This is a genomic window from Pantoea phyllosphaerae, assembly GCF_051025595.1.
GTDB lineage: Bacteria > Pseudomonadota > Gammaproteobacteria > Enterobacterales > Enterobacteriaceae > Pantoea.
Window position 1 is genome coordinate 260,973 of the sequence record NZ_JBPFDE010000002.1, and the last position, 25,342, is coordinate 286,314.

Below are 25,342 nucleotides of genomic sequence, written 5' to 3' on the forward strand. Positions count from 1 at the left end.
CAACAAGAACCAGACTGAGCGTGCGGGCGGCAGCCGCTGGGGCGCGCAAGGGCAATGTGTTTCTTACCTGACGGTATGAGCAGCCAGCTAAGCACCTCTTCCCAGCCCGGATTCACTTCGCGTTGTCCGGCGTGCGGTAAAGTACCGCACTTCAAGCCGCGCGATTCATTCAGCTTTTGAATGCGTAGGGCGCTGTTATTGGTGACCACAGCGCGCGCCGGGATGGTGGGCAGTTACCAGGGCGTCGGCCAACTGGATCTGCTGCTCCAGGCTGAATGAGCCTTTCTCATAGGTGGTAAACCCGTTTTTGCCCGGCCCAGATTACTTATTCTGACCGGCCGTCCAGGGATTAAATGCTGGCTCGGCGCTGGCTTCAACAGCCGGTTCATTCAGCGAATCGAGATAGAGGGCTTCCACTTCGGCGCGCGCCCAGGGCGTACGACGCAAAAATTTCAAACTCGACTTAACGCTCGGATCGTTTTTGAAGCAGTTGATAGCGATCCGTTTACTCAGTTCCAGCCAGCCAAAGCGCGTCACTAATGCATTCACCTGCATTTCAAGCGTGACGCCGTGCAGCGGGTCTTTTGTGCGATGATCGGTCATATAAACTCCTTCTGTCAGGGAGCGGGAAGGGTACAAGAAAGCCGAAGCAGCAGCAATCAATCACTATTCAGCGTACACTCACCGCTGTGAATTCACTCAGGACGCGACGCTATGAACGATAAAAAGATGATTTCCATCGACCAGTTCAACCCGGATGAGCGGCTGGCGGTAGAGGGCGTTATAAAAGGATTGATGGAAAAGTATCGCCAGCGTACCGGCAAAGAGCCGGACGTCAAAAAAGAGAAAGAGTTTACCGCCGAAGCCCGGCAGCAGATTATGAGCGTGAAACTGGCGAAACAAAAAGCGCAGGCTGAAAAAGCCAAAAAGACGCCGACGCGCAGAAAGAAACCTGAAGCGATGAAAGAGAGCGAAGTTCCCGATTTCAGCTGGAAAGCCTCGGTAATTAAAGGCCGTCGCTAACATTAATTAACGGATGATCGGCTGGCGTCGGCCAGCCGATATAAATACGCGTCAGGCGCAGCGTTTCACTATGCGGCTGCGATCCGCGAGCACTTCCGGCCCCATGGTAAAGGTTTTATAAAAATGCACCTCCGATCCTGCGCCGCGTTTATACACATCGGCGAACATTGAATTTTCCCAGGTATAGACCGTCACTCTTTGGCTTTCATGCTCAAGATGGGTGGTGTTATCTTTTTGCACAACCTCGGTGGATGACCAGCCGCGATAGATGCATTCACTTAACTGTCCGGCGCTTCGGTTGCTAACCTGATGAAAGTCAGCAGATTTCATTCTTGCTTCCTGCGGCGTCATCTGACAGCCGCCTAAAAGAGAAAGGGCAATCAACAGCGGTAACCTGAAATTACGCATTGGAAAGCTCCCCGTCAGTTTTCAATAATGCTCAGGCCGGATAAGCCGGTTTGCAGCCTAATTAATGCTTCGGGCTCTATAAGTTGAGTATATAAGTAGGGCGATGATTTACCACATAACCCTGTTATTATTATTTATGGCAGGGTTTATTTGAAATGAACCTGTCACTATGGTCGATTTAAAAATTGCTGCTGTGCCGCTGCGCACATTTTTATGCGACGGCTTGACGGCTACGTTTTTTTAAAACCTGTTAAGGCTGCATTTTAGTTAAGGGCGATGTCGGGCTGGTGGCGCAGCGGCTTTTAGGACAAAATCGCCGTCAGCTTACCGGAGGACCAACAGATGGCACGGACTCAGACTCTCTTAACGCTGACCAGACGGGCGCTGGTCGTCAGCGCTGTTCTGCTGCTGGTTTTCTTTACCGGTCGTATTTACCAGTCAGAGCAGGGATCGCCGCTGCATCCCTGGCACAGCTGGGTGGCCGATGAGATGTCCGCCGATGAGATTGATCGCGCCAGCTTCGCCGACTATCAGCAGCGTGAAGCGCGCATTTTCCAGGAGATGAAAACCGAGCTGAGCGATGCGCTCAGCGATGAGGATAAAAACGCGCTGAACCGCTTTTATCCTGGCAGCGCAGTTTATCCGGCGCGCTTCGATACCGACTGGAATCGCTCGTTTATTCTGATGCCCAAAGGCGACATTCGGGGCGCGGTAGTGCTGCTGCATGGCCTGACCGACTCCCCCTACAGCGTGCGCTATCTGGCGCACGATTATCAGCAGCGCGGCTTTGTCGCGGTTGTGCCGAGGCTGCCCGGGCATGGCACGGCGCCGGGATCCCTCACCGCCGTTAACTGGCAGAGCTGGATGGCGGCGACCCGGCTGGCGGTGCGGGAGGCAACCCGGCTGGCAGGCGCGCAGCGGCCGCTGCATCTGGTGGGCTACTCCAACGGCGGCGCACTGGCGATGAAATATGCGCTGGAGAGCCTGAGCGATAAAACGCTGCGCGCCCCGCAGCAGATCGTTTTACTGTCGCCGATGACTGGCGTTACCGGCTATGCCCGTTTCGCCGGTGTTGCAGGCTGGCCTGCGCTGTTTCCTGCCTTCGCCCGAACCGCCTGGCTCAACGTTGTACCGGAATATAACCCCTTCAAATACAATTCGTTTCCCGTGAACGCTGCGCGCCAGTCCTGGCTGCTGACTCAGTCGCTGCAGGGGCAGATTGCTCAGGCCGCGCGTAGCGGCCAGATTAGCGCGCTGGCGCCGGTGCTCACCTTTCAGTCGGTCATGGACGCCACGGTCAGCACGCGCGCGGTGGTCGATGCGCTCTATCGCTATCTGCCGCGCAACGGCAGCAGCCTGGTGATTTTTGATATCAACCAGGCGGCCAATATGAGTGCGCTGTTCCGCGCGCCGCTTCCCTCAGCGGTCAGTCGTCTGCTGCCTGCCGCGCCGCGCGCTTACGCGACGACCGTCATTACTAACCGAACGCCAGCCACCTATCAAACTGAGGCGCGCACCATCAATGCGGGCGAGGTCGACGAACGGATTGAACCTTTAAACCTTGCCTGGCCGCAGGATATGTTCTCTTTGTCGCATATCGCCGTGCCTTTTCCATTGAGCGACGATCTCTATGGCACGCAGCCAGGCGAGAAGAACCGCTATGGCATCTCGCTGGGTACCCTCTCGCTACGTGGCGAAACCAGCAGCCTGACTGTTGGCCCGGAGACGTTTATGCGCGCCACTTCCAATCCTTTTTTCAGCGAGATGATGGCACGCATTGATGCACAGATTGCCTGCAGTGGCGCAGCGGATTATCGCGCCTGCATCGGCCGCTAGCCAGGGCAGGGGATGCCGTCCACAAAAAAGCCCGCACGGGGCGGGCAACAGAGCGTGTCTTTAGCATCTTGATTTCGTAGGCAACACGTTGCTGTGTGTTACCCCTTCATCATAGTGCAGCGTAAGGAATGTCCTGGGTGAGATACGCACCGTTTTGCCGATATCTCTGAAAGGTAAGATTAATCGAGATCAGGGCAAACTCAGGCATCCAGCTCGTACTGAACGGAGAGCTGCCCTTTTTTCTCTTTGAGCTTAAGGATACGGATGTTGCCGATTTCCAGCGTATTCTGCACGTGGGTGCCGCCGCAGGCATAGGGTTTGAGATCGCCCCAGGTCACCATACGTTTCCCCGCCGCGTCAGTGATAACGCGACTGTCGCCGCGCTGAACCAGCGCCGCCGCATCGGCATTAAGCTCATCAAGGGTGAGGGGCGTCAAAGGCGCGACGGCCTCAAAAACGATGCGACCTTCGCCCGGCTTGTGGTTTCCTTTTACGCCCAGCCAGCCATATTTCTCTCCCGCCAGGCCGATAAGATGGCCGGCGGAGTGGTAGCGGGAGTGGAGCGCGCGTAGCCCGGCGTCAACCTTTAGCCGTGCCGGACCCGGCTCCAGCGGCCCATCGGTAAAGTGAAGTACCTGGTCGCCATCCTGCACCACCTGCAGCACGTTTACGTCGTTAATGGTGCCTCTGTCAGAGGGCTGACCGCCGCCCTGCGGATGGAACAGCGTGGCAGAAAGAATGACGCAGTAGCGATCCTCGTCCTGTGGCGTGCAGCTTATTACCTGGCTTTCAGTCTCCAGCGCATCGCTGGCGTAATAGCGTTTTTCAGTCACGGCAACTCCTGTAAAAAAGAAAGACAGGAAGCAGCATACTGACTCTGCATGCAATAAAAAAGGGCGAGGGAGGGGAAGTGATGAGAGTGAACGAGCATCCCTGCTCGACGGGCAATCCGTTAAATCGCTTCGCGAAGCTCCGGCCAGGCGACGGCGGCGCCGGTATCGCTGAACAGACGGCCCTGGAAGTTGATAACGCCTGCCGCTTCCAGCCACATCCACTCTTCCGGACGTTCAATGCCGGCGGCGATGACGGTAATTTCCAGCGCGGAGCAGCACTTGATAATTGCCTGAACCACTGCCTGTCTTGGGCCGCTGCGGTGGACGTCGCGGATAATGCCCGCGCCGATGCGAATACGATCGGGCTGAATGCGGGTCAGCATGGAAAGCCCTGCAGAACCGTCGCCGAAGTTATCGATCGACAAGCTGATGCCCGCTTCCTTGAGCTGCCTTACCGCAACCGAAAACGCATCAAGCTGAGAAATCACCTCTGTTTCGCTGACGCCGATAATCACCTGCTCTGGCACCAGTCCGGCGCTGCGGATCTCATCCACAATCACGCGCACCGCCTCAGGGATGACCACCAGCGTCATCGGCAGCAGGCTGACGTAGAGCGGCATGCCTTCCGGGCAGGCTCTGCCCGCCTGGTTGAAAGCCTGTCTGGCGGCGTTCAGGCTGGCCTGATATTTCAGCAAACCTTCAGGCGCGACTTCTCCCTCTTCATTCAGCGTAGCGATAGCCTCAATCGCCGTGACCTGGCGACCCAGCGGATCGATAACTGGCTTAAAGGTCACGCCGTGATTGGCGGGCCAGGCGTCTGAGGCGCCTGTCTGGTCGGCAATAAAGTCCCAGTATTCAACCGGCGGCACTTCAAAATAGTTCTCTTTTTCGCGCGATTCGACAAAGGTGCGTAAGAACTGTAAGCCGCGATCGTCGTAGGTGAGGCGATAGCGCGAGGTGCCCTTATCCAGCACCGCCTGCAGGACGGTGGACCGCTCATGCTCGCGTAGATCAAAGAGCTCCATACCGGCGTTGCCGAAACGGCGCGCTGGCGAGTAGTCGCGCATCAGCTCTACCACGTTGTGATGGCGCTTGTCGGCGCAGATGCGGCTGTAGATATCCAGCACGCCTGCTTCCGGCCCTTCCAGAATCTGAAAAAAATGCGTGCCGTTAAACAGCAGGATGCCGGTCACTTCATGGGATGCATTCAGCTGGCTGGCTTTATCCACCATGCCAGGAAGGGATTTCACAGGTACATCGTCAGAAAGATGGCTGCGGTAAATTATTGTTGTAAGCATGAATGCTCCGGTTCTGGTGATTGTCGCCGCCACATTAACAGTTACAGGTAGCCGAACGCCAATTTACGCTGAGGTATTTGTGCCCTGACGAGATGAATTTTGTTAATTCAGGCGGAAAAAGAGGAAAAATAATAGTTATCTGCATCGACTTACGCGGTAGAAGGGATCATGATTATGATTTTTAAAATTTTAACCTTATGTATTTAAAAGGATTAAAAATTCAGCAGCGATCTTTTTTTTAGTCTACCGCTTCGCTTGAAGGTAAGTTACAGTTTTTTTTTGGGGGGGGCCAGCGAAGGGCGCTTTTTTTGCGTTACAGAGGTGCCCTTTACAAAATTAAAATTCTGTCCAGGTTTGTGGTTACTAAACTGACAAATGAGGTTATGTCTAATTCGCAAACAAAAGGAGACTACGTGTTATTTCACAACGACGAGAAAGGTAACGCCATTATTGGCGAAGCTGTCATTAGCCTGGCTCTCGGTGAGAAAGAAATAAGCGTTGAGACACTCATCGCTGAGCTGGGTCGGATGGCTGAAAATGAAACCCACGCCGCAAGGCTAACGGCTATCTCGGAGGCCAGACGCTGGCTGAAGAGCTATCAGCATCATGACATCCGGGATCGATCCGAACTGCACTGGCTAACAGTCGCAGGGCGGGAAGATGATGGAAAACACAGCGAGGACGTCATCCGGCTCCGGCCGGAAAACGACGATGAAAGATAACCTCATTATCGGGCGCGTCTGACGCGTCCCGGCCGGAGATCGTTGTCAGGGACGACACCTGTCTATCTGCGCCAGATTGCCCTACCCGCAAAGTTGTACAACTTTATCTGAACGTTTTAACCTGCTCAAACCCTGTAAATACGGGCTTTTTCAGCGATTCAGCACTTTTTGCACAAAAATAAGACCTGTACAAGCTCGTCAGGGCTGTACAAGTTTGCAAGATTTGTATAACTTTACTGCAGGTTTTGACGACCATAATTTAATCGCTTGTTAACGCAGAGGGTTCACCATGCGCCAGAATGTCGTAATCGCAGACACAGTTCGCTATATCAGCACCACCGCGCTGCCTTCGCAGCAGGAAACCCTGGGTCAGGTTGTGACAGAGATTCTGCGCGCTGGCCAAAACCTGAATCGCAAGGCGTTGTGCTCACGTCTGATCCGTCGGCTGGAGCAGGCGACGGGACCAGAGGAAGAGCAGCAGCTTCATTTGCTCATTGGCATGCTGTTCAGCCGCTAATCGCCGGATGTCGCAACTGGTTCAGGCCGAGCCGCGGCGCTCAGCCTGAGCAGCCATTATTTAACGGCGCTGCGCGATGATCGCAGGCCATACTAAAAGAACATACTATGTCAATTCAACCGAATACTCAGTACAGCGCGTCTGCAGAAGCCGACATTATTCATCACTTCCGTGAAGCGGGCGATCGCCTGGAAGCAGAGTCTCGCGTACTGGATGGCGTGATTCGCGACATTGTCATCCATGGCAAACGCGTTACCAGCAAAGCGATTATTCTTTATCTCATCGCTGAACTGGAGAGCACCACCGATGTGGTGCAACTGGATGTGCTGCGTCACTGCCTGGAGATCGTGGTAGGACGCACGCCGGACGACGAAGGTATTTAATCAGTGATGCGCCGTCTGACCTGCGGGCACCGGCGCAGTGGTTTCAAACTGCCCCTGCGACGCCATAACGGAACAGCTCAACGCGGCGGCAAGGGAAACGGCAATCCAGATTTTCATCGCTCTCTCCTGTTCTAAGTGCTTTCACTCTCTTCAGCCTGGCATGGCAGCGCGTCAGCGAAAGTCTCAATGATAAGAAAAGGAATTTTCTGAGAGGCTTAACGGTGACTGCCGCATTAGTGCAGCAGTCTCTCTGGCAACGGACGACCGGTTACTGCGCCATGCACGCCATAGTGGGCGCGCAGTTCGTTATGCACCTGATTGATCGCATGGCGCATCGCCATCAGACGCTCGCTGTCCTGTTCCATTTTAAGCTGAAGCTGCAGCGTTTCCGTCACGGTGCGCCACGAGATATCGACACCCGCGCTCACCAGCAGCATAACGGCTTCGCCAATAACGATATTGGTCATTTTCTCGTTTGGGTTATTTTCCATATTTCCTCGTCTCGCCTGAAACCTGGAAAAAGCTTAGCACAGGAATAGCGGACTGCAGGCGATTCTCTGCTCGCTTTCACCTAGCGTCTGAGGCGGGAGATATCCGCGAAGTAAAGATAGCCCTTTTTCTCGTACTGGCTTTTCAGGCGCGCCTTTTCGTCAGCGCTAAGCACGTTGCCAGCAAGCAGAGACTGAATAAAATCGTCGCGCACGTGGCGTTCCATATACCAGTCGCCGGTATAGCAATTTTTCAGCGCGCCTCTGTCGATATCCTTAACCCGGTAGGCAGGATTGATATGGAAAAAGAAGAAGAAATTACAGATGGCGAAAATAGCGCAGCAAACCATATATTCAATGGTGCCGAATGAGGAGGAATAAAGCAGGACACCCATGGTAATCACAAACAGAAAGCACATCAGGCCATACAGCCCCGGATATTGCTTAATAAACGAGATATCAAAATAGGGTCTGTCATTGCGATTTTCAGCGCGGTTTATTTGATCCAGCTCTTGCTGCAACAGGCTCTCTAATTCGCTATACATGTCACCACTCTCTGCTAAAAAATAACGCCGAAAGTATAGAGGAATCGCGTTTGATTAGACACTGCTAACAAAGCGTAATGGCAGCCAGGTGAATCACGCCCTGGCTGCACCTGAGTGAAACGGCGTCAGGAGGAAAGGATCAGGAGAGTTCCAGCGCCGTAATCACCTCGGCGATTTCAGCCCGATGTTCGACCGAAAGCGGCAGGAGCGGACGAGGGAGAGAATCAGGATCGGTCAGGCCCAGCACGCCGGCCGCCGCCGCCATTACGCGAATGCTTCCGCCGTGCTTACGGTAGAGCGCCCACAGCGGGCTCAGGCGCGCGGAGAGCTGGGTGACGCGCGCACAATCGCCCAGTGCGGCGGCGACGGTAATCGCCTTCGCCGTCTGTGGGAAAAGGCCACCACAAACGGAATACCAGAGATCGCAGCCCGCATTGAGCGCCATCCCGGCAACGGCGTCTACGCTGACGCCAATAGAGATTCGCTGAGGCAGCAGGGCGCGCAGCTGATTAATATGGCTGCGCGCCTGTTCCGCCTCATCCGGTACGCCTGGGATTTTTACCGATTCAAGGTGAGGAAGCTTGCCGATACGCCGGTAAAGATCAGAAGAGAAGTTAAAATGTGTTGTGGCGGGATTGTCATACAGGCAAACAGGCACCGAAACGTAGCGAGAGACCGTTTCAAACAGGCTAAACACTTCATCTTCACTCAGCTTTTGGTAACTCACCGGCGGCAAAAGCAGCGCGCTGGCACCTGCGCGCTGCGCGTCATCGGCAAGATGCAGCACTTCAGAAGTGCTGACGGCGCCGATACAAATCATCACTGGAATTTTTTCTGCCTGCTCAACCGCCAGCGTCGCGACGCGTGATCTTTGCTGCCGCGTCAGATAAGCGTAGCTACCCGTCGACCCCAGCGCACAGATAGCGTCGACTTTGGCCGTCGTTAGCCGCGCAAGAATGCGGGCAAATCCATTTTCATCAATGCCTGACGCGGTCACGGGTGTCAGGGGAAAAGCGCTCAGTCCGGTAAACATAGCGAGCTCCAGTTTATTACGTTCACGCGCGTCAGCGCGCTTTTTCATGCACCGTCATAGTAAAAATAAGCGGCTCATCGCTGGCACAGGCGTAGCTGTGTGCCGTATCGGTGGCAGCGACGGCTGAATAGCCAGCTTCAAGGGTATAAGCGTCGCCATTTACCGTTAACAACAGCGTCCCGGCGGTCACATGCAGCAGCTCAGAGGTTTCCGATGGATGTCCTGGAGAGGTAAATATCTCACCTGGATAAAGTTCCCATCGCCACAGTTCAACCATATCGGGCCCACGGGTGCCCGCCAGTAATCTGGCGCTTCCGCCGTGCTCTCCCTGCCACAGCAGAGGGATCTGTTCAGGCTGAAGAACATGTACTTTTGGATCGCTGGCGACGTCAACGATATCGGCGACAGAGACGCCCATCGCCGCGGCGAGCCGACAAAGCAGCGCAATGCTGGGATTAGCCTTGCAGGCTTCAATCTCCACCAGCATTCCCTTACTGACGCCCGCCCGGCGCGACAGCTCATCCAGCGATAATTTTTTTTGGCTGCGGTAAAGCTTGATTCGTGCAGAAATCGCTTCGTTCACCATCGCTGCATCGGCGCCAGTGCTGGTCGTTATATTGACTTTTTTGGTCATCGGTCGATATTATGCAATAAATTAGTCATTACTGGATTATGAGATCTCTTCAATGGTGCCGTCAATCAGTTCAGATATCCGTCATGTCGCGCCGGGTTTCCGCGCATTAAGCATTGTGGTGAAGGTCGCCGCCGTACGCTCTCCGCAGTTCGGTACTGAGGCGCTGCGCGAAGCTTGCGCAGCGGTGCTTGCGGGTAAACCAGACTGGGCGGATGCGCATTTAAACGCCTGGAGCGAGGTGTTTCGAACGTTTGGCGCAAAACCTAAACGCACGCCATGCTCAGCAGAGGCACTACGTAAACGCGTCGTTCGTGACGGCGGCATGGCATCGCTTGATCCCGTCGTCGATCTTTATAACGCGGTCAGCCTGCGCTACGCCATTCCGGTTGGGGGAGAGAACCTCGCCGCGTATGTCGGCACGCCAGAGTTGGTTATCGCTGACGGCACAGAAATGTTCGATACCCTTAAAGATGGACAGCCAGCCGTTGAAACGCCAGAGGCAGGCGAAGTGATCTGGCGTGATAATCAGGGTGTTACCTGTCGCCGCTGGAACTGGCGGCAGGGAGTAAGAACCCGACTGAGCGTAACGGATCGGAGAATGTGGTTCATTCTTGAAAGCCTGCCGCCAATGCCGCTTGAGGCGCTCTACGCTGCCGGACAGATGCTGACCGACGGATTAAATACAATCATGCCCGGTGTGGAATGCGAGCAGAAGCTGTTAGGGCCGATTTGAAGGCTGAACTGCGCCCTCAGGCGCGAGAAGCAAAGATAAAATGGGTGTCGGTTTCGCTGATCAAGTAGAGATTTTTCGCTTCGCCGCTGGGCGAAACGAAAACCATCTCCTGACCGATGCTGAGCGGCGCAAACACCTCAACCGGCTGGTTTTCCTTCTGGATCTCAAGCAGCATGCGCGACTCGAATGCGCGATCGGCAACGCTGTCGAGATGATAGCTGCAGCTAAAAGTCAGTTCAGGCTTATCGAGTATATAGAACTGTCCGGACGGCATAGGCTTGACCTCATCAGGGGGAGTGCGGCGCGGCAAAAAACGCCCGCGATGACTTAAGTGTAGCGATAAAAGGAGAGGGGCGTGAGGGAAGCAGAAACAAGGCGCTCACCTGATCATAATTTGTTAGCAGGCTAATAGTTGCCTGAGCAAGAAAGGTTAAAGCGCCTGACGCATTTTGTGAGACTCTTCTTCCGCCCCTTCAAGAGCTAAGCCATTGCGAGTGCCGGAGATAAGCGCCGGATGGGGCACGCGTATTCTGTCAGGTCGCCTTCAGGCGGCCTTTTTTATGCGCATTCGTGACGATAGAGGAAACCGCCACTCCCTGGCGAACAACAGTCCAAAAGGTACCTTACTCAGAACTACCAGGCGGGCGACGGCTTTTCTGCCCTCCTTTCCGGCCGGCTTCCCTGGCTCTGTCAGGATTGTTTCTGAAATTGCCTCCGCTGGCTTTGCCTCCTGCGCTGCCCGCTTCTTTGGCTCGATCCGGATCGTTAGCAAAATTACCCGCGCCACCTCTGTACTTCTGTTGTGTCATAGGTAGAACTCCTATCAGTGTTCCGTTAGATAAAAGGACTAGCTAGTCACGCTTTAAGCGTAGCCCGACGTCTCGCGTAAGCAAGGGAAGGCTTAAGCAAAAGCAGCTGATTCTATGCACATTAATAAAAAGAGGGCGGGCTTGCCGCTGCGCGCAGCGGCAGAGAGAGAAGCTAAAACCGGGTCTGAACATGCTGGCTTTTCAGGCGAAAGGCGAGCGGTTTTCCCCTGACGCCTGCGCGCGGTCGCGCGAAAGACGCCAGAAATCGGAGCCGGAAGGGTGCTGATAGATGCGCAGCGAAAATATCCCGGCGACGGCGTAGATATACTCGAAAATCGCCGACTGCGAATTTTCATAGTCGGCCCACAGCGTTGACGAGGTAAAACAGTAGACCTCGATCGGCAGTCCGTCCGGCGAGGGCTTGAGCGCGCGCACCACGATATACATATCCTTGCGAATGTCGTCGCGCTGCGCCAGCCAGGCGGTCAGGTAGTGGCGGAACACGGTAAGATTGGTCATGCCGTTTTCAATAAACCAGCGATCGCCTACGGCGCTGATGTCGCGGCCGTCAAGCAGTACCGACAGCGGTTCGCTGACGCCGCGCAGCTGCGTCATCGACTGCAGCATTTCCTGATTCACAAAGGTGACGGAATCGAGATCGAGATAAAAGCTGCGCATAATGCGCCGCGCGCCCGACGAAAACATCGCCTGCCAGTTGGTGTAGGTTTCCGTCAGGAAATTTTTGGTGGGAATGCGGGAGATGGTGTTATCCCAGTTGCGGATAGTAATGGTATGCAGGGCGATATCAGTGACTTCACCGCTGAGATTTTTATCCGGCATCTCTATCCAGTCGCCAAGCTGCAGCACATCGTTAGAAGAGAGCTGGATATTGGCCACCAGCGACAGCAGCGTATGCTGAAAAACCAGCATCAATATCGCCGCCGCGGCTCCAAGGCTGGAAATAATAATCACCGGCGATTTATTCGACATAATCGCCAGGATCATAATGGCCGATAAAATATGCACCAGAATTTTGCCGACCTGAATATAGCCTTTAATCGAATGATTTTTACGCTTCGATTTCTTCGAATAGGAGTTATTGACGATCTCCAGTACTTCATTAAAAAAGATCGATAAATAGACAAAGAACAGAATGCCGCACAGCGTCCTGATGGCGATTTGCAGATGTTCCGGCAGTTCGGGCATAAACTGCAGCAGATAATAGACGGTGATAACCGGAATAAAGTTAGAGAGCTTCTCCGATATCCTCACATCCTTATCCAGCGGCACGTCACTTTTATGGGTGCTGAAAAAGACTTTGCGTACCACCTTGACCACGAAAAATTTGCAGACAAGATGCGCAACCATGCCGGCGAGGACCAGCAGAATAATATTGAAGGTGGCGGAAAGCGCGATGTTCCCCTCAATAAAGCCCATTACATCGTTAAAATAGTGCATTTTTACCACGTACTGAAAAAGGTAGAGCGAAAGTTAAGCATAAAACAGAGGCGGATGATAAGCGACGAATGCGTCGCTAAGGTGCTGGTGCAAGGGGACAACGCCCAGACGGAGCCGGGCGAAGGGCGCCAGGACAACGGGGTAAGAGTGAGGGAGAAGCCGACCCTCTTATCCCGCCACACGGCGCGTCAGAGCAGAGAATCGGGATTGGCTTTTGCCGCTTTTTTCTCCTCTTCGACAGCCTGCACCGGATCGGCGGCGCTCAGCCAGCGATCGAATTTCTGGTAGGTTTCGATAAAGGATTTAAAGTAGACGGTAATGCCGGTGACGTTCTCTTTTCGCTCCATATACGCCACCGCCAGTTTAAACGCATCCTGATTTTCAAATTTCACGGGCTTTACTCTCCTGAATTACGGGTTTATTCAGCGTAGCCTGGCGTCGAAATCCGCGCCTGTGCATCTGTCTGCTTTTTCCCGCAAGGCGCGGCGGAGTGTGACGACGCATGACCCGCAGCGGCAGCATCATAACCCCACGTGCCTCGCTTTACATCAGGTTAAATCAGCAATCTTTCTTCGCCTGTCCGCCGCCGCGCAACGGCGGCGGCGGGACCGGTCAGAAGTTGTACGTTACGCCAGCGTACCAGGCACGGCCAGGCTCGTTATAGGTCGACGCGCCCGCGTTCTCGCGATAGACCCGTTTGTCGAGCAGATTGCTGACGCCCGCGTTGGCGCGCAGGTTTTTTGTCAGGTCGTAGTTGAGGTTCAGGCCCAGCACCGAGTAGGCGCCGACCTCGCGCTGCGAGAGATTGTTCACTTCCAGACGCGACTCGGAAAACTGGCGCGGCTTCTGGCGACCGTACATCGTCCAGTTGATATTGCCGGAAAGGTCGCGGGTCATCTGCCACTCCAGCTGCGAGTTGATGGTGTACTCAGGAATAATCGACAGCGGATTGCCGGTCTCTTTATCTTCCGACTTCAGCATATAAGTGGCGTTGCTGCGCCACTCCAGCGTATCGGCGATCAGCGGCACCGTCAGGTTGCCTTCCAGCCCTTCGACTACCGCTTTGCCAGCGTTTTCCCAACGCAGAATGTTATAGCCGTTAGAAGCGATGCCCACGCGCTCGCGGCCAGAAACGATTTTGTTTTTATAATCGTTGCGGAACCAGGTGATGCCCGCCACATAGCCCTGATGGGAGAACTCAATGCCCAGCTCCTTATTCACGCTGACTTCCGGCTCCAGATCGTCGCTGCCCAGCAGATAACAGCTGCCTGACGCGATATTTTTCGGACAGCCGTTGCCGCGGGTCGAGAGCAGATAGCCTTCGGTGGACTGATAGAGGTTTGGCGCTTTGAAGGCGCGGGCGATGCCCGCCTTAAGCGTAAAATCGTCTCCCAGACCCTGCGACAGGTTCAGACTCGGGCTCCAGTTGGCGCCGAAACTGTTGTGATAGTCGAAGCGAATGCCGGGAATAATTTCGGTCGAGTCGGTCGCGGCGATATTGTCCTCGAAGTAGAGCGAGCTGAGGGTCGCGCTGTTCTTGCTGCTGCGATCCGCCGCGTTGCCGCTGACGCCGCCGATATTCACGCCCGCCTGATTGGCGGCCTGCATCGAGGCGGGATCGTTCAGCCTGTCATGGTTCCACTCCGCGCCCAGCGTCACCGTCTGGTCGCGCAGCCAGTCGAGCGGGAAGTTAATCTCCGCGTTGCCGCGATAGCTCTCCAGTCGGCTGGTGGCGAAGGTGTTGCTGTTGATCATCCCTTCCACGCTGCCGGCGGTGCCTTCCTGCAGGCGCGTGTTGTTGGTTTTCTCGTAATTGAACGTCAGCTTCGACAGGCCCCAGTCCCAGATGCCGTTGTGCGCCAGGCCGTAAGACTGGCGGTAAAGACGGTTGGTTTCGCTGCCGACCAGCGACTCGACCAGGCCGTTGGCGCTGTTATTGCCGTTGCTGTTTTGCGTGTCGCCCGCGTATATGTTGCCCTGGCGGCTGTAGCCGTATGAGAAATCAAGGATCTGCTCTGGCGTTATTTTCCAGGAGAGCACGCCGTTAATATCTTTATTACGCACGCCTTCGCGACCCGCGGCCCAGGAGCCGTTCTGCGCGGTATTAATGTCCCAGGCGTCGGCGTCGGTTTTATTGAGGTTGCCATAGAGGCGCATGGTCAGGGCTTCGCCCGCCAGCGGCCCGCTCAGGCTAAAGTTGGCGCGTTTGGTCGCGCCCTCTTTGCTCTCTTCAGGCTGGTTGGTATACAGCGAGAGCGAGCCGTGCCAGTCATTGGTTGGTCGTTTGGTGATGATATTCACCACGCCACCCGCTGCGCCGGAGCCATAGCGCGCCGCCGCCGGGCCGCGGATCACTTCGATACGCTCCACCATTTCTGGCGGCACCCAGTTGCTGTCCCCGCGCGAATCGCGTTCGCCGCGCCAGCTGTAGCGCACCGCGTTGCGCGAGGAAACCGGCACGCCGTCAATCAGGATCAGGGTATTTTCCGGCCCCATGCCGCGAATATCGATCTGGCGGTTGTTGCCGCGGCTGCCGCTGGCGCCGTTGCCGGTCAGATTAACGCCAGGCATCTTACGGATGATGTCGGAGAGGTCGTTTACCGGCGGGCTTTTTTCAATATCTTTGGCGGTAATGGTGGAGACGCCGGGCTGCTGCTTGAGGATCTGTTCGGCGGTGACCAGCATCGTCTCGTCGTCAGCCAGCTTTTCAGTCTCTTCCGCGCCGACGCCGGTGGCGCTCAACATGCCGACCATCAGCAGGGCGCAAGGGCGCTTTCTGAAATCTACCGTTACATTCACTTAAACTTTCTCCCTGATACGTTAATGAGTGTAAGTAAATGCGCATGATAGTGATAATGATTCTCATTGTATAGTTGATGTCAGCATATTTACATTGCTGGACAATAGGTTAAAAAACGGCCTATACGTCACGCTAATGCCTGTTACGGCAATGCTTAGCTTTTTTTCGCATTTGTTAAGCCAGCCCCTTCTCCTTGAGAATGAAGCCGTCTGGCCGTATGGATACATATCCACTTTTCCCGCAAGGGATTTTATTTGATCAGGAGAAAGGTCCCCGTGAAACTCATGCAACGTGTCACCCTTATTGCTCTCGCTCTGGCCGCACAGGGCGCGATGGCCGCCGACGCCTCGGTGCCCACCGACAGCTCGCTGCATGTGCAAGCCGATCCCGCGCTGAAAAGCCTGGTGCCTGCCGCTATTCTGCAGCGCGGCTATATTGTCGCCGGGACTAACCCCAATACGCCGCCGACCACCTTCTATAAAGAAGACAATAAAACCCTGGCCGGGCGCGAAATCGACGTGATGAACGCCGTCGGCGAACGGTTGGGCGTCGCGGTACAGTGGCGCGACACCGGCGGCTTCGACAATATCATTCCCGGCCTGAAAACCGGCCGCTACGATGTGGCGCTCTCCAATATCAACGCCACTCAGGCGCGCCTGAAGCAGGTCGATTTCGTCGGCTACTACAACGCCAGCCGCCTCGGCATTATCTCTCTGAAAAGCGCCAGTATCGCGCCGTTCACCACCTTCGACGCGGTCTGCGGCAAAGAGGTCGGCGCGGGGGCGGGCACCACGCAGATCACCCGTCTGGAAGAGGCGAGCAAAGCCTGCGAAAGCGCAGGCAAACCGCCGATTAAAATCGCCGTTTTCCCGGATCGTCCTGCTGGCGTGCAGGCGGTGGTCAGCGGACGCGTGCCGATGTTCTTCGGGCCTTACGAAGGGCTGACCTGGCAGGTGAAGCTGATCAAACCGCTGACCATGAGCGGCGAGATCAGCGTCAACGATGCGCCGGTTTCCGTGGCGTTCCCGAAAGATTCACCGCTGGAGCCCGCAGTACAGGCGGCGCTCAATTCGCTGATCAAAGACGGCAGCTACCAGAAGATCCTCGATCGCTGGGAGATCGGCTTCGGCGCGGTGAAAGAGGCGAAACGTAATCAGGAGATCTTCCAGTGAACCCGGAACCGCATCGCGCTGACGAGCTACGCATCGTCGGCAAACGCTACTATGGCCGCTGGCTGAGCGCGCTGCTGGTGCTGCTGTGCGTAGTGGCGATGGCCCACTCGATGATCAATAACCCACGCTTCGAATGGGGCGTTATCGCCGACAACTTTACCGAAGTGTCGATTCTGCAGGGCGTTTTAATGACCCTGCAGCTGACGGCAATTTCGGTGGTGCTGGGATTCGCCTTCGGCACGGTGCTGGCGCTGATGCGCCTCTCCTCGAATCCGGTACTGGTGGCGGTAAGCTGGGCCTATACCTGGTTTTTTCGCGGCGTGCCGATGCTGGTGCAGCTGTTTCTGTGGTACAACATCGCCGCACTCTATCCCACGCTCTCCCTGTCGCTGCCGGGCGTCGGCGAACTCTGGAGCGCCCAGTCCAACGCGCTGGTCAGTCCGTTCAGCGCTGCCGTTATCGCGCTGGTGATGCACCAGTCCGCCTACGCGGCGGAGATCGTGCGCGCCGGCATCCAGAGCGTTGGCAACGGGCAGCTTGAGGCGGCGCGCGCGCTCGGCTATCGGCCGGCGCAGATATTCCGCTTCACCATCCTGCCGCAGGCGATGCGCGCCATTCTGCCGCCGGCAGGCAATGAGGTGATCGGCCAGCTAAAAACCACGGCGGTGGTGTCGGTGATCTCGCTGCAGGATGTGCTCTTTTCCGCGCAGATCATCTATCAGCGCACCTATGAGGTGATCCCGCTGCTGCTGGTGGCGACGCTCTGGTATCTGCTGATGACCTCGGTGCTGTCGGTCGGGCAGTTCTATGTCGAACGCTATTTCTCGCGCGGCGTGTCGCGCGGTCAGTCGCGCACCCTGTGGCGCAGCCTGCTCAACGGCTTTACGCCGACGCGCAGCGAAAGGAGTATCACCAATGGCTGAGGCAATCGCTCTGCGTAACGTGACCAAACGCTTTTCCGGCGTCACCGTTCTTGACGAGGTTGATCTGGATATTCCCGCCGGTTCGGTGACGGTGATCCTCGGGCCGTCCGGCTCGGGCAAATCGACGCTGCTGCGCTGCATCAACCACCTGGAAAAGCTGGACGGCGGCACTATCCGCATCGGCGGCGAGCTGGTGGGTTACCGACAGAAAGGGCAGGCGCTGCATGAGCTGAGCAGCGGCGAGGTAGCGCGCCAGCGCCGCGACATCGGTATGGTATTTCAGCAGTTCAACCTCTTTCCTCATCGCACGGTGCTGCAAAACATCGCCGACGCGCCGATACGCGTGAAAAAAGCGCCGCGCCAGCAGGTTATGGAAAAAGCGCGCGCGCTGCTGCAGCAGGTCGGGCTGGCGGGGCGCGAAGAGGAGTGGCCGCAAAATTTGTCGGGCGGACAGCAGCAGCGCGTCGCCATCGCCCGCGCGCTGGCGATGGATCCCGGCGTGCTGCTGTTTGACGAGCCGACTTCCGCGCTCGATCCCGAACTGGTGGGCGAGGTGCTGCAGGTGATTAAGCAGCTGGCGCATTCCGGCATCACCATGGTGATCGTCACGCACGAGATCGGCTTCGCGCGCGAAATCGCCGACACCCTGGTGTTTATGGAGAGCGGCCGGATCGTTGCCGCCGGGCCGACGCAGCAGGTGCTTGACGATCCCAACAACGGACGCGTGCGCAACTTCATCGCAACGGTGCTCTGAGCGCCATTTCTCCGCAGGACGATCATGACCGACAGTATGCACAGCGCCCACTGGGGCGCATTTCGCGCGCGCCGCGACGGCGATAGCCTGACGATTACCCCTTTCAGCGCCGACCCCGATCCCAGCCCGCTGCTGGCGAATCTGCACAACGCGCTCGCGCATCCGGCGCGCGTGGCGCGCCCGATGATACGGCGCGGCTGGCTGGAGAACGGGCCGGGTCCCGACGCGCGCCGCGGTCTGGACAGCTACGTAGCGGTGAGCTGGGAAGAGGCGTACGCGCGGGTGGCGGACGAACTAGGGCGCGTCGGGGAGCGCTATGGGCCGGCCGGTATTTTCGGCGGATCTTACGGCTGGTCGAGCGCCGGGCGCTTTCATCATGCGCAAAGTCAGGTGCACCGCTTTCTGAATACCGTGCTGGGCGGCTATGTGCGCTCGGTCAACAGCTACAGCTCCGGCGCGGCCTCGGTGCTGCTGCCGCATATCGTCGGCGATATGAACGAGATTGCGCGGCGCGGCGTCAGCTGGGAGTCGATCGCAGAGCATAGCGAAGTCGTGCTGGCGTTCGGCGGACTGGCGCTGAAAAATTCCCAGGTGGCGAGCGGCGGCCTTAGCGAGCACACCGAGCGCGGCTTTATGCAGTGCGCCGCCCGACGCGGCACGCGTTTTATCTCCGTTAGCCCGCTGAAAAGCGATCTGCCTGATGAAGCAGGCGGTGAATGGCTACCGCTGATCCCCGGCAGCGACGCGGCCCTGATGCTCGCGCTGCTGCATGAGCTGACCACGCAGGGCCTGACCGACGACGACTTTCTGGCGCGCTATACCCACGGCTGGCCGACGCTCAAAGCCTATCTGCTGGGCGAAGAAGACGGCATCACGCGTGATGCCGACTGGGCCGCCGATCTCTGCGGCCTGCCCGCGGCGCAGATCCGCGCGCTGGCGCATGCACTGCACGGCAAACGCGTAGTGATTACCGTGGCGCACGCCCTGCAGCGGGCGCAGCATGGCGAGCAGCCGGTCTGGCTGGGCCTGGCGCTGGCAGCCGCGCTGGGTCAGCCAGGCCTGCCCGGGGGCGGTTTTACCTATGCGCTCGGCGCGCTGGGGCACTATGGCAAACACCATAATCTGGCGAGTTTTCCGGCGCTGCCGCAGGGTAAAAACGGCATCGATCGCTTTATTCCGGTAGCGCGCATCGCCGATATGCTGCTGCATCCCGGCGAAAAATTTCACTATAACGGCCGCCATCTGACCTATCCCGACATTCGGCTGGCCTACTGGGCAGGCGGTAACCCGTTTCATCATCATCAGGATCTGGCGCGGCTGCGTCACGCCTTTTGCCGTCTTGATACGCTGATCGTCCATGAGAGCGCCTGGACGGCCAGCGCGCGCCACGCGGATATCGTGTTGCCCGCCACCATGACGCTGGAGCGCGAAGATGTTGGCGGCGCGCCGACCGATCGCCATCTTATCGCCATGCAGCCGGTGGCGGCCCCGTACGGCGAGGCGCGGGACGATTACCAGATTTTCAGCGAGCTGGCGCGGCGCCTGGGACGAGAGGCGGCGTTTACCGAAGGGCGCGACGCGCGCGGCTGGCTTGAACATCTTTATGCGCAGCTGCAGGAGAAGCTGGCGGCGCATCAGGTCAGGCTGCCCGATTTCGCCGCTTTCTGGCGGGAAGGCGTGGTGACGCTGCCGCAGCTGCAGGATGGCGGCCGCATGATGAATGCATTTCGCGCCGATCCGGCAGCCCATCCGCTGCCGACGCCCACCGGAAAGATCCAGATCGCTTCCGAGGCCATCGCCGGTTTCGGCTATGAGGATTGTCCCGGCCATCCGGTCTGGCGCGCGCCGCGCGAGCAGCCCTCCACAAACTATCCTTTCTGGCTGATCGCCAACCAGCCTGCGACGCGCCTGCATAGCCAGCTCGATTTCGGCGACTACAGCCGCAGCGCCAAGCGCAACGGGCGTGAGGTTTGCAGCCTGCATCCGCTGGACGCGCAGCGGCTGGGCATCGCCGATAACGACATCATTGAGCTCTATAACGCGCGCGGGCACCTGCTGGCGAGCGCTGCGCTCACCGAAGCGATCAGGCCTGGCGTGGTGCGCCTGCCGACCGGCGCCTGGTACGATCCAGTCGATCCCGCCGCAGCGCGACCGCTCTGCCGTCACGGCAACCCTAACGTGCTGACGCAGGATATCGGCACCTCGGCGCTGGCGCAGGGCTGCACCGGCCAGATTGCCGTGGTGAACGTCAGAAAATATATCGGCGACGCGCCGCCGGTCGCCGCCTTTACGCCGCCGCAAGGCTAAGCGCCGCCCGCTACAGCGCGGCGATCAGTGTCTGCGCCAGGCGGTGTAAATCCTCATCATCGCGCAGCGCGCTGCAGGCCAGTAGCGCAGGCTGCCCGTTGAGCGCCGCGCGCAGCTTGCCTGCGACGTCCACCGGCGTCGCCAGCGACTGCTGGCGGGTGCGCCGCTGGCGCAGCAGCGTGCCGTCGTTGAGAAACAGCGTCACTTCATGGAAGCGCAACCCGGGATTGATGGCATCCGGCGGCGCATTCTGGTCGGGCTGGCGCGTTACCTTCGCCGCCAGCGCCATAATTTGCGGGTTGATTTCACCTTCGGCAAAATCCGCCATGCGCAGGTCGCCGTAAATCAGCATGGCGGCGATGACATATTCCAGGCTAAAACGCGCCTCGATGCCGTTTTTCGGCTGGCGCACTGAGGCAGCGATATCGCCGCCGGGCGGAAAGGCCACGGTTATGCGATCGATAGCGCTCAGCAGCGCTGGTGTCGAACCGCTCCAGCGCTGGCGGATCTCGCGCGTCGCCTCCGCCGCGCTGTGCGTGCCGGCGCAGGTGGCGAAGGGTTTGAACTCCAGGCCCGGCGTGACAATGCGCCAGGGCGCGCCGCAGTTTTCCAGCAGCTTTTCAGGCTGCGCCTCACGCGCGCTGCCCAGCGAAATAAAGGCCTCAAGCACGCCCTCCGGCTGTCCGTCGAACCCCGCCAGCGCCAGCTGCGCGGCGCGCACCGCGCGCTCGGCGGCGAAACCGGCGTGCAGCGGCTTCACCGCCGAGCCGAACTGGGCGCGCAGGCCGCTCGCTTCGGTAGCGGCGATGCCGAGCAGCACCGCGGTCTGGCGCGCGTCCGCGCCGCTAAAGCGCGCCAGTGCCGCGGCGGCGGCCAGCGTGCCGAGCGATGCGGTATTGTGGTAACCGAGCGTGTAGTGGCTTTGCGTCATGGCGAGACCCAGCCGGCCGGCCATCTCCACGCCGATGCTATAAGCGTCCAGAAAGCGCGCCGCGTTGAACGCGTTGTTCTCCGCCGCCCACGCCAGCAGCGCAGGCAGGATCACCACGCTGGGATGGCCGCGAAAGTCGGCGTGAAAATCGTCATAGTCGAGCGCGTGTGCGGCGTAGCCGAGCAGCAGCGCGCGCGACGCCGGGCCGCTATCGCCGTAAATCGTTTTCAGCAGCGGCAAGCCGCTGTCCGGCACCTGTCGGTTGAGCACCGGCCAGCTGACGGCGAGAAAATCCTGCACCCCTTCGCGCGCGCGCTGGCGCGCTGCCTCGTCAGGTTGGGAACCGGTTATCAGCTGGCTAAGCTGCGCGGTGAGGCTCACAGCATCGCCGCCAGATCAGGGGAAAAACGCATCGTCATCTCCAGACTAAAAAGCAGAGTGCAGAGGGTAGCAACAAAGGCGCCGCTCGCTATATCTGAAATATCGATAAGCTAATGCGAATTTGTGAAGAGCAGAGGCCGCATAAGGCGTTGCTTAAATTAGCGTTTGTCGTACTATACCCTGCAGACGCCACGCGCATGGGCAACCTTATTAACTCTCTGTTTACCCGACCTTTTTAGCGGGCAGCAGACCCACAGCAGGATAAGCCGTGTTAGCTATCAAATCGCCGCAAGCCTATCTACAGCAGGCCGGGATCTGCGCGCGGGCCGGAGAACATATTCGTCCCATCGCTACCCATCTTCGCATTCTCTCCTCGCCGCGCGCCTGGCAGGCGGTGAATCCTGAACTCACCGAAAGCCTCGAAAGGCAGGGCATCCGCTGGCAGCTGGAGCTGCTCGACGGCGAATGCACCGACGAGGCGATTAGCCAGCTTCAGGCGAATACGGCGCAGCAGGGCGCGGAGGCGATTCTGGCCGTCGGCGGCGGGCGCGTGCTGGACTGCGCCAAAGCGGCGGGCGACGGGCTGGATAAGGTTGCGGTGATCAACTTTGCCACGCTGGCCGCCACCTGCGCCGCCTGGTCGCCGGTGGCGATCGTCTATAACGCGCAGGGCGCGCATCTGCGCAGCCAGCCGCTGCGCAAAATGCCGGCGCTGGTGCTGGTGGACAGCGAAATCATCGCCCGCAGCGATGTGCGCTACCTGAAAGCGGGCATCGTCGATGCGCTGGCCAAGTGGTACGAGTTTCGTCCCTATCAGCGTCACAATCCCGACAGCCTGGCGCTCGATTTGAAGGTCATGGCGGCGCAGCGCGCGGTGGACGCCTATCGGCAGTGGGGCGACGAGGCGGTAGCGGCCAACCGGCAACGTCAGGTGACTTTTGCGCTGGAGCGTATCATCGACGCGAATATCGTGCTGGCTGGACTGGCCAACAGTATGCGCGATACTCTACCCACGCCGGGCTACGCCCACGCCATCCATAATCGCCTGACCGGACTGCCGGAGCTGCACCCCTGGCTGCACGGCGAAAAAGTCGGTTACAGCCTGTTGGTTCAGTCTTTTATGGAGCAGGGCAACGGCGAACCGGACCCGGCGCTGGTGGCGCTGCTGCGCCGCTTCGACGCCCCATTGAAGCTGCCCGTGCTGGCAGGCGATCGCGCGGCGGCGCTGCATCGTCTGGCCGCTGAAGTGCGTTTTCCGGCAGCCAGCGCGGCGCGTCTGCCGTTTGAGGTTTCGCCAGCGGCGCTGGAGCAGGCACTTATCGCTACCGACCATTTTTCATAGCCGCCCAAAGAGGGCTTTTACTGCAATCAGGGAAATAATATGGACAGTTCATCTGCAAAACATCGTCTGCGTCTTGGTCTTTTCGTTCAGCCGGTAGGGCATCACGTCAGCGGCTGGCGCCTGACCGAAGAGCTGGGCGCGCCGACCGATATCGACTGGCTGATTCGCCTGGCGCAGAAAGCGGAGGCGGGACGTTTTGACCTCTTCTTCGTTGGCGACGCGCTGGCGACCAGCATGTATCGTTTGCCCTCTACCATGGCGCGCCTTGAGCCGCTGACCATGCTGTCAGCGGTGGCGGTCAATACCCGCCGTATCGGCCTGGCCGCCACCGCGTCGACTACCTTCAGCGATCCCTTCACCATGGCGCGCACCTTCTCCTCTCTCGACCATATCAGCCGCGGCCGCGCCGCCTGGAACGTGGTGACGTCGTTCTCCGCCGACGTGGCGAAAAACTTCAGCCGCGACGATATGCCGAACCACGCCGAGCGCTATGCGCGCGCGCGCGAATTTCTGCAGGTGACCAGTAAACTGTGGGAAGGGTGGGAAGAGGGCGCGGTAGAGCCGGATCCGGCCTCGGGACAATATTTCGTCAACGACAAGATCAATCCGATTAACCACGTCGGCGAGCATTTCCAGGTGCAGGGCCCGCTGAATATCACCCGCTCCCCGCAGGGACGCCCGGTGATTATCGAAGCGGGATCTTCCGCCGACGGCCAGCAGCTCGCCGCCGAAACCGCCGAAGTGGTCTTTACCGCCGCCGCCAGCCTGGAGGAGGCGCAGGCGTTTTATCAGTCGCAGAAGGCGCAGGTCGCAGCCGCGGGCCGCAACCCGGAGCACGTGGTGATCATGCCGGGCGTGATGCCGATTGTCGGCCGCACGCGCGAAGAGGCGAAGGCGCTGTGGAAAGAGCTGAACACGCTGGTGGATATCGACAACGGGCTGAAGCAGCTTTCGCTGCGCTTTGGCATGGATCTCTCTGGCTATCCGCTGGACGGCCCGGTACCGGAGGTGCCGCTGGGCGAGGGCAACCAGAGCCGCGTGAAGCTCATGACCGATATGGCGAAGCGCGAGAACCTGACGCTGCGCGAGCTGGCGGCGATCGCGGCGGGCTCGCGCGGGCACCGGGTGATCGTCGGTACCGCAGAGGATATCGCCGACGACTTCCAGCTCTGGCTGGAGCAGGGCGGCGCGGACGGCTTTAATATTATGCCGGCCATTATGCCGGAGCAGCTGGATCTGTTTGTTGAGCTGGTAATCCCGGAGCTGCGCCGTCGCGGCCTGTTTCCGACCGACTATGCTTACGCCACGCTGCGTGAAAATCTCGGCCTGCCAGCGGTCTGATCTGGCCGCCGTGCAGTAAGCCGCAATGCAGAAATAAAAAAGGCGCTGATATCAGCGCCTTTTTTATTCAATCAGCTTAGATCAGGAACTCGTCGAGCGAGCCGCCTGCATCCAGCACTTTTTTGATCGGCGAAGGCGTGCGGCCCTGACCGGTCCAGAATTTGGTTTCGCCGGTTTCATCCGTGAACTTATATTTTGCCGGGCGCGGGGCGCGTTTCGCTTTAGGCTTGCTTTCGTTCTGCGCCAGGTCGGCCAGATCGGAAATATCGATGCCATCTTTCATCAGCATCTCTTTATACAACGCCAGCTTCTCCGCTTTTTCTTTTTGCGCGGCTTGTTCAGCATTCACTTCTTCACGGCGTTCTGCGACAACGACAGAGAACTTTTCGAGCATCTCGTTTAACACGTCGAGCTCAATTTCTCGTGCCTGAACGCGCAGCGTACGAAGATTATTCAATGCTTTCAGCGCATCACTCATGGATATAACCCTTAACGAATCAAAATAGGTAAAACGCGCAGTTTACGGTAAAAATTAGATAAAGGAAATAAGCTAAAGCACAGAGCGTAGCATTTAATTGATAATCTGTGGCTAGCTCGCCCGGGGGAAACTATTAGCATAAAAAAACAAGAACAAATATAGCGCAGCAGCCAGGTGGGAGCGCAGCGAATAG

At 58.0% G+C, this 25,342-nt stretch carries 27 protein-coding genes; 12 read left to right on the forward strand and 15 right to left on the reverse strand.

All coding sequences use genetic code 11. From position 1 onward, the window contains the following. Positions 1-321: 321 nt before the first annotated feature. Positions 322-603: a VF530 family protein gene (locus ACR6A7_RS04450; RefSeq protein WP_434123607.1), complete on the reverse strand. Its 282-nt coding sequence runs from the start codon at positions 601-603 to the stop codon at positions 322-324. A 111-nt stretch (positions 604-714) separates the two neighbouring features. On the opposite strand from ACR6A7_RS04450, the gene ACR6A7_RS04455 reads away from it, so the two are divergent. After that, positions 715-1,023 carry a hypothetical protein gene (locus ACR6A7_RS04455; RefSeq protein WP_434123609.1) on the forward strand — a complete coding sequence of 103 codons (309 nt, stop codon included), beginning with the start codon at positions 715-717 and terminating at the stop codon, positions 1,021-1,023. Between the two features lie 51 nt (positions 1,024-1,074). On the opposite strand, the gene ACR6A7_RS04460 is transcribed toward ACR6A7_RS04455, so the two are convergent. Further along, positions 1,075-1,407: a hypothetical protein gene (locus ACR6A7_RS04460; RefSeq protein ID WP_434123610.1), complete on the reverse strand. Its 333-nt coding sequence runs from the start codon at positions 1,405-1,407 to the stop codon at positions 1,075-1,077. 366 nt (positions 1,408-1,773) lie between these two features. On the opposite strand from ACR6A7_RS04460, the gene ACR6A7_RS04465 reads away from it, so the two are divergent. Continuing rightward, positions 1,774-3,267 carry an alpha/beta hydrolase gene (locus ACR6A7_RS04465; RefSeq protein ID WP_434123611.1) on the forward strand — a complete coding sequence of 498 codons (1,494 nt, stop codon included), beginning with the start codon at positions 1,774-1,776 and terminating at the stop codon, positions 3,265-3,267. 200 nt (positions 3,268-3,467) lie between these two features. Here the strand turns inward: ACR6A7_RS04465 and ACR6A7_RS04470 are convergent, their stop codons facing one another. After that, on the reverse strand, positions 3,468-4,100 hold the full coding sequence (locus ACR6A7_RS04470) for an alanyl-tRNA editing protein (protein ID WP_434123612.1): 633 nt from the start codon (positions 4,098-4,100) through the stop codon (positions 3,468-3,470). Between the two features lie 119 nt (positions 4,101-4,219). Beyond that, the gene (locus ACR6A7_RS04475) at positions 4,220-5,398 is read right to left on the reverse strand and encodes a diguanylate phosphodiesterase (protein WP_434123613.1); all 1,179 of its coding nucleotides are present in this window, start codon (positions 5,396-5,398) and stop codon (positions 4,220-4,222) included. Between the two features lie 413 nt (positions 5,399-5,811). Between ACR6A7_RS04475 and ACR6A7_RS04480 the strand changes: the two genes are divergently transcribed. The 3 genes from ACR6A7_RS04480 (at position 5,812) to ACR6A7_RS04490 (ending at position 7,020) form a co-directional block, all read left to right on the forward strand. Then, positions 5,812-6,120 (forward strand): hypothetical protein, encoded by a 309-nt coding sequence (locus ACR6A7_RS04480; RefSeq protein ID WP_434123614.1) that lies wholly within the window; start codon positions 5,812-5,814, stop codon positions 6,118-6,120. 289 nt (positions 6,121-6,409) lie between these two features. Then, on the forward strand, positions 6,410-6,637 hold the full coding sequence (gene ycgZ / locus ACR6A7_RS04485; RefSeq protein ID WP_033748467.1) for a regulatory protein YcgZ: 228 nt from the start codon (positions 6,410-6,412) through the stop codon (positions 6,635-6,637). Between the two features lie 107 nt (positions 6,638-6,744). Then, the gene (locus ACR6A7_RS04490) at positions 6,745-7,020 is read left to right on the forward strand and encodes a biofilm/acid-resistance regulator YmgB/AriR (RefSeq protein ID WP_434123616.1); all 276 of its coding nucleotides are present in this window, start codon (positions 6,745-6,747) and stop codon (positions 7,018-7,020) included. A 233-nt stretch (positions 7,021-7,253) separates the two neighbouring features. On the opposite strand, the gene ACR6A7_RS04495 is transcribed toward ACR6A7_RS04490, so the two are convergent. The 4 genes from ACR6A7_RS04495 to ACR6A7_RS04510 all read right to left on the reverse strand — a co-directional run bounded on the left by ACR6A7_RS04495 (position 7,254) and on the right by ACR6A7_RS04510 (position 9,720). After that, positions 7,254-7,511, reverse strand: coding sequence for a hypothetical protein (locus ACR6A7_RS04495; RefSeq protein WP_434123617.1), 258 nt, complete (start codon positions 7,509-7,511; stop codon positions 7,254-7,256). Positions 7,512-7,591: 80 nt separating this feature from the next. Beyond that, positions 7,592-8,053, reverse strand: coding sequence for a YlaC family protein (locus tag ACR6A7_RS04500; RefSeq protein WP_434123618.1), 462 nt, complete (start codon positions 8,051-8,053; stop codon positions 7,592-7,594). Between the two features lie 139 nt (positions 8,054-8,192). Beyond that, entirely contained in the window at positions 8,193-9,086 is an 894-nt protein-coding gene (locus ACR6A7_RS04505) for a dihydrodipicolinate synthase family protein (RefSeq protein ID WP_434123619.1), read from the reverse strand. Between the two features lie 31 nt (positions 9,087-9,117). Continuing rightward, positions 9,118-9,720, reverse strand: a complete 603-nt coding sequence (locus ACR6A7_RS04510; protein ID WP_434123620.1) for a helix-turn-helix domain-containing protein — start codon at positions 9,718-9,720, stop codon at positions 9,118-9,120. A 43-nt stretch (positions 9,721-9,763) separates the two neighbouring features. Here ACR6A7_RS04510 and ACR6A7_RS04515 point away from each other — a divergent pair, with 43 nt between their 5' ends. Next, positions 9,764-10,453, forward strand: a complete 690-nt coding sequence (locus tag ACR6A7_RS04515) for a B3/B4 domain-containing protein (RefSeq protein WP_434123806.1) — start codon at positions 9,764-9,766, stop codon at positions 10,451-10,453. A 16-nt stretch (positions 10,454-10,469) separates the two neighbouring features. On the opposite strand, the gene ACR6A7_RS04520 is transcribed toward ACR6A7_RS04515, so the two are convergent. From ACR6A7_RS04520 to ACR6A7_RS04540, 5 genes are all read right to left on the reverse strand, one after another. Next, positions 10,470-10,727 carry a hypothetical protein gene (locus ACR6A7_RS04520; RefSeq protein WP_434123621.1) on the reverse strand — a complete coding sequence of 86 codons (258 nt, stop codon included), beginning with the start codon at positions 10,725-10,727 and terminating at the stop codon, positions 10,470-10,472. Between the two features lie 349 nt (positions 10,728-11,076). Further along, the gene (locus ACR6A7_RS04525) at positions 11,077-11,262 is read right to left on the reverse strand and encodes a con-10 family general stress protein (RefSeq protein ID WP_434123622.1); all 186 of its coding nucleotides are present in this window, start codon (positions 11,260-11,262) and stop codon (positions 11,077-11,079) included. A 201-nt stretch (positions 11,263-11,463) separates the two neighbouring features. Then, complete coding sequence (locus tag ACR6A7_RS04530) at positions 11,464-12,720, reverse strand: mechanosensitive ion channel family protein (RefSeq protein WP_434123623.1); 1,257 nt, start codon at positions 12,718-12,720, stop codon at positions 11,464-11,466. 188 nt (positions 12,721-12,908) lie between these two features. Next, complete coding sequence (locus tag ACR6A7_RS04535) at positions 12,909-13,112, reverse strand: hypothetical protein (RefSeq protein ID WP_033748479.1); 204 nt, start codon at positions 13,110-13,112, stop codon at positions 12,909-12,911. Between the two features lie 220 nt (positions 13,113-13,332). Next, positions 13,333-15,474, reverse strand: coding sequence for a TonB-dependent siderophore receptor (locus tag ACR6A7_RS04540; protein ID WP_434123807.1), 2,142 nt, complete (start codon positions 15,472-15,474; stop codon positions 13,333-13,335). A gap of 330 nt (positions 15,475-15,804) precedes the next feature. Here ACR6A7_RS04540 and ACR6A7_RS04545 point away from each other — a divergent pair, with 330 nt between their 5' ends. From ACR6A7_RS04545 to ACR6A7_RS04560, 4 genes are read left to right on the forward strand one after another with little or no spacing between them, the layout of a single operon-like run. Continuing rightward, the gene (locus ACR6A7_RS04545; protein ID WP_434123808.1) at positions 15,805-16,692 is read left to right on the forward strand and encodes an ABC transporter substrate-binding protein; all 888 of its coding nucleotides are present in this window, start codon (positions 15,805-15,807) and stop codon (positions 16,690-16,692) included. Beyond that, positions 16,689-17,615 carry an amino acid ABC transporter permease gene (locus tag ACR6A7_RS04550; RefSeq protein WP_434123625.1) on the forward strand — a complete coding sequence of 309 codons (927 nt, stop codon included), beginning with the start codon at positions 16,689-16,691 and terminating at the stop codon, positions 17,613-17,615. Before ACR6A7_RS04545 ends, ACR6A7_RS04550 begins: the two co-directional genes overlap by 4 nt. Beyond that, a complete protein-coding gene (locus ACR6A7_RS04555; RefSeq protein WP_434123627.1) occupies positions 17,608-18,369 on the forward strand; it encodes an amino acid ABC transporter ATP-binding protein in 762 nt (253 codons plus the stop codon). The genes ACR6A7_RS04550 and ACR6A7_RS04555 overlap by 8 nt, the downstream gene beginning before the upstream one ends. Before the next feature lie 24 nt (positions 18,370-18,393). Continuing rightward, complete coding sequence (locus ACR6A7_RS04560; protein WP_434123629.1) at positions 18,394-20,676, forward strand: molybdopterin-dependent oxidoreductase; 2,283 nt, start codon at positions 18,394-18,396, stop codon at positions 20,674-20,676. Between the two features lie 10 nt (positions 20,677-20,686). Here the strand turns inward: ACR6A7_RS04560 and ACR6A7_RS04565 are convergent, their stop codons facing one another. Beyond that, positions 20,687-21,988, reverse strand: a complete 1,302-nt coding sequence (locus ACR6A7_RS04565) for an MmgE/PrpD family protein (RefSeq protein ID WP_434123631.1) — start codon at positions 21,986-21,988, stop codon at positions 20,687-20,689. 268 nt (positions 21,989-22,256) lie between these two features. Between ACR6A7_RS04565 and ACR6A7_RS04570 the strand changes: the two genes are divergently transcribed. Beyond that, a complete protein-coding gene (locus ACR6A7_RS04570; protein ID WP_434123633.1) occupies positions 22,257-23,330 on the forward strand; it encodes an iron-containing alcohol dehydrogenase family protein in 1,074 nt (357 codons plus the stop codon). A 39-nt stretch (positions 23,331-23,369) separates the two neighbouring features. Further along, positions 23,370-24,671: an LLM class flavin-dependent oxidoreductase gene (locus ACR6A7_RS04575; RefSeq protein ID WP_434123634.1), complete on the forward strand. Its 1,302-nt coding sequence runs from the start codon at positions 23,370-23,372 to the stop codon at positions 24,669-24,671. A 76-nt stretch (positions 24,672-24,747) separates the two neighbouring features. On the opposite strand, the gene ACR6A7_RS04580 is transcribed toward ACR6A7_RS04575, so the two are convergent. Beyond that, positions 24,748-25,149: an H-NS family histone-like protein gene (locus ACR6A7_RS04580; RefSeq protein WP_033748500.1), complete on the reverse strand. Its 402-nt coding sequence runs from the start codon at positions 25,147-25,149 to the stop codon at positions 24,748-24,750. Positions 25,150-25,342 lie beyond the last annotated feature (193 nt).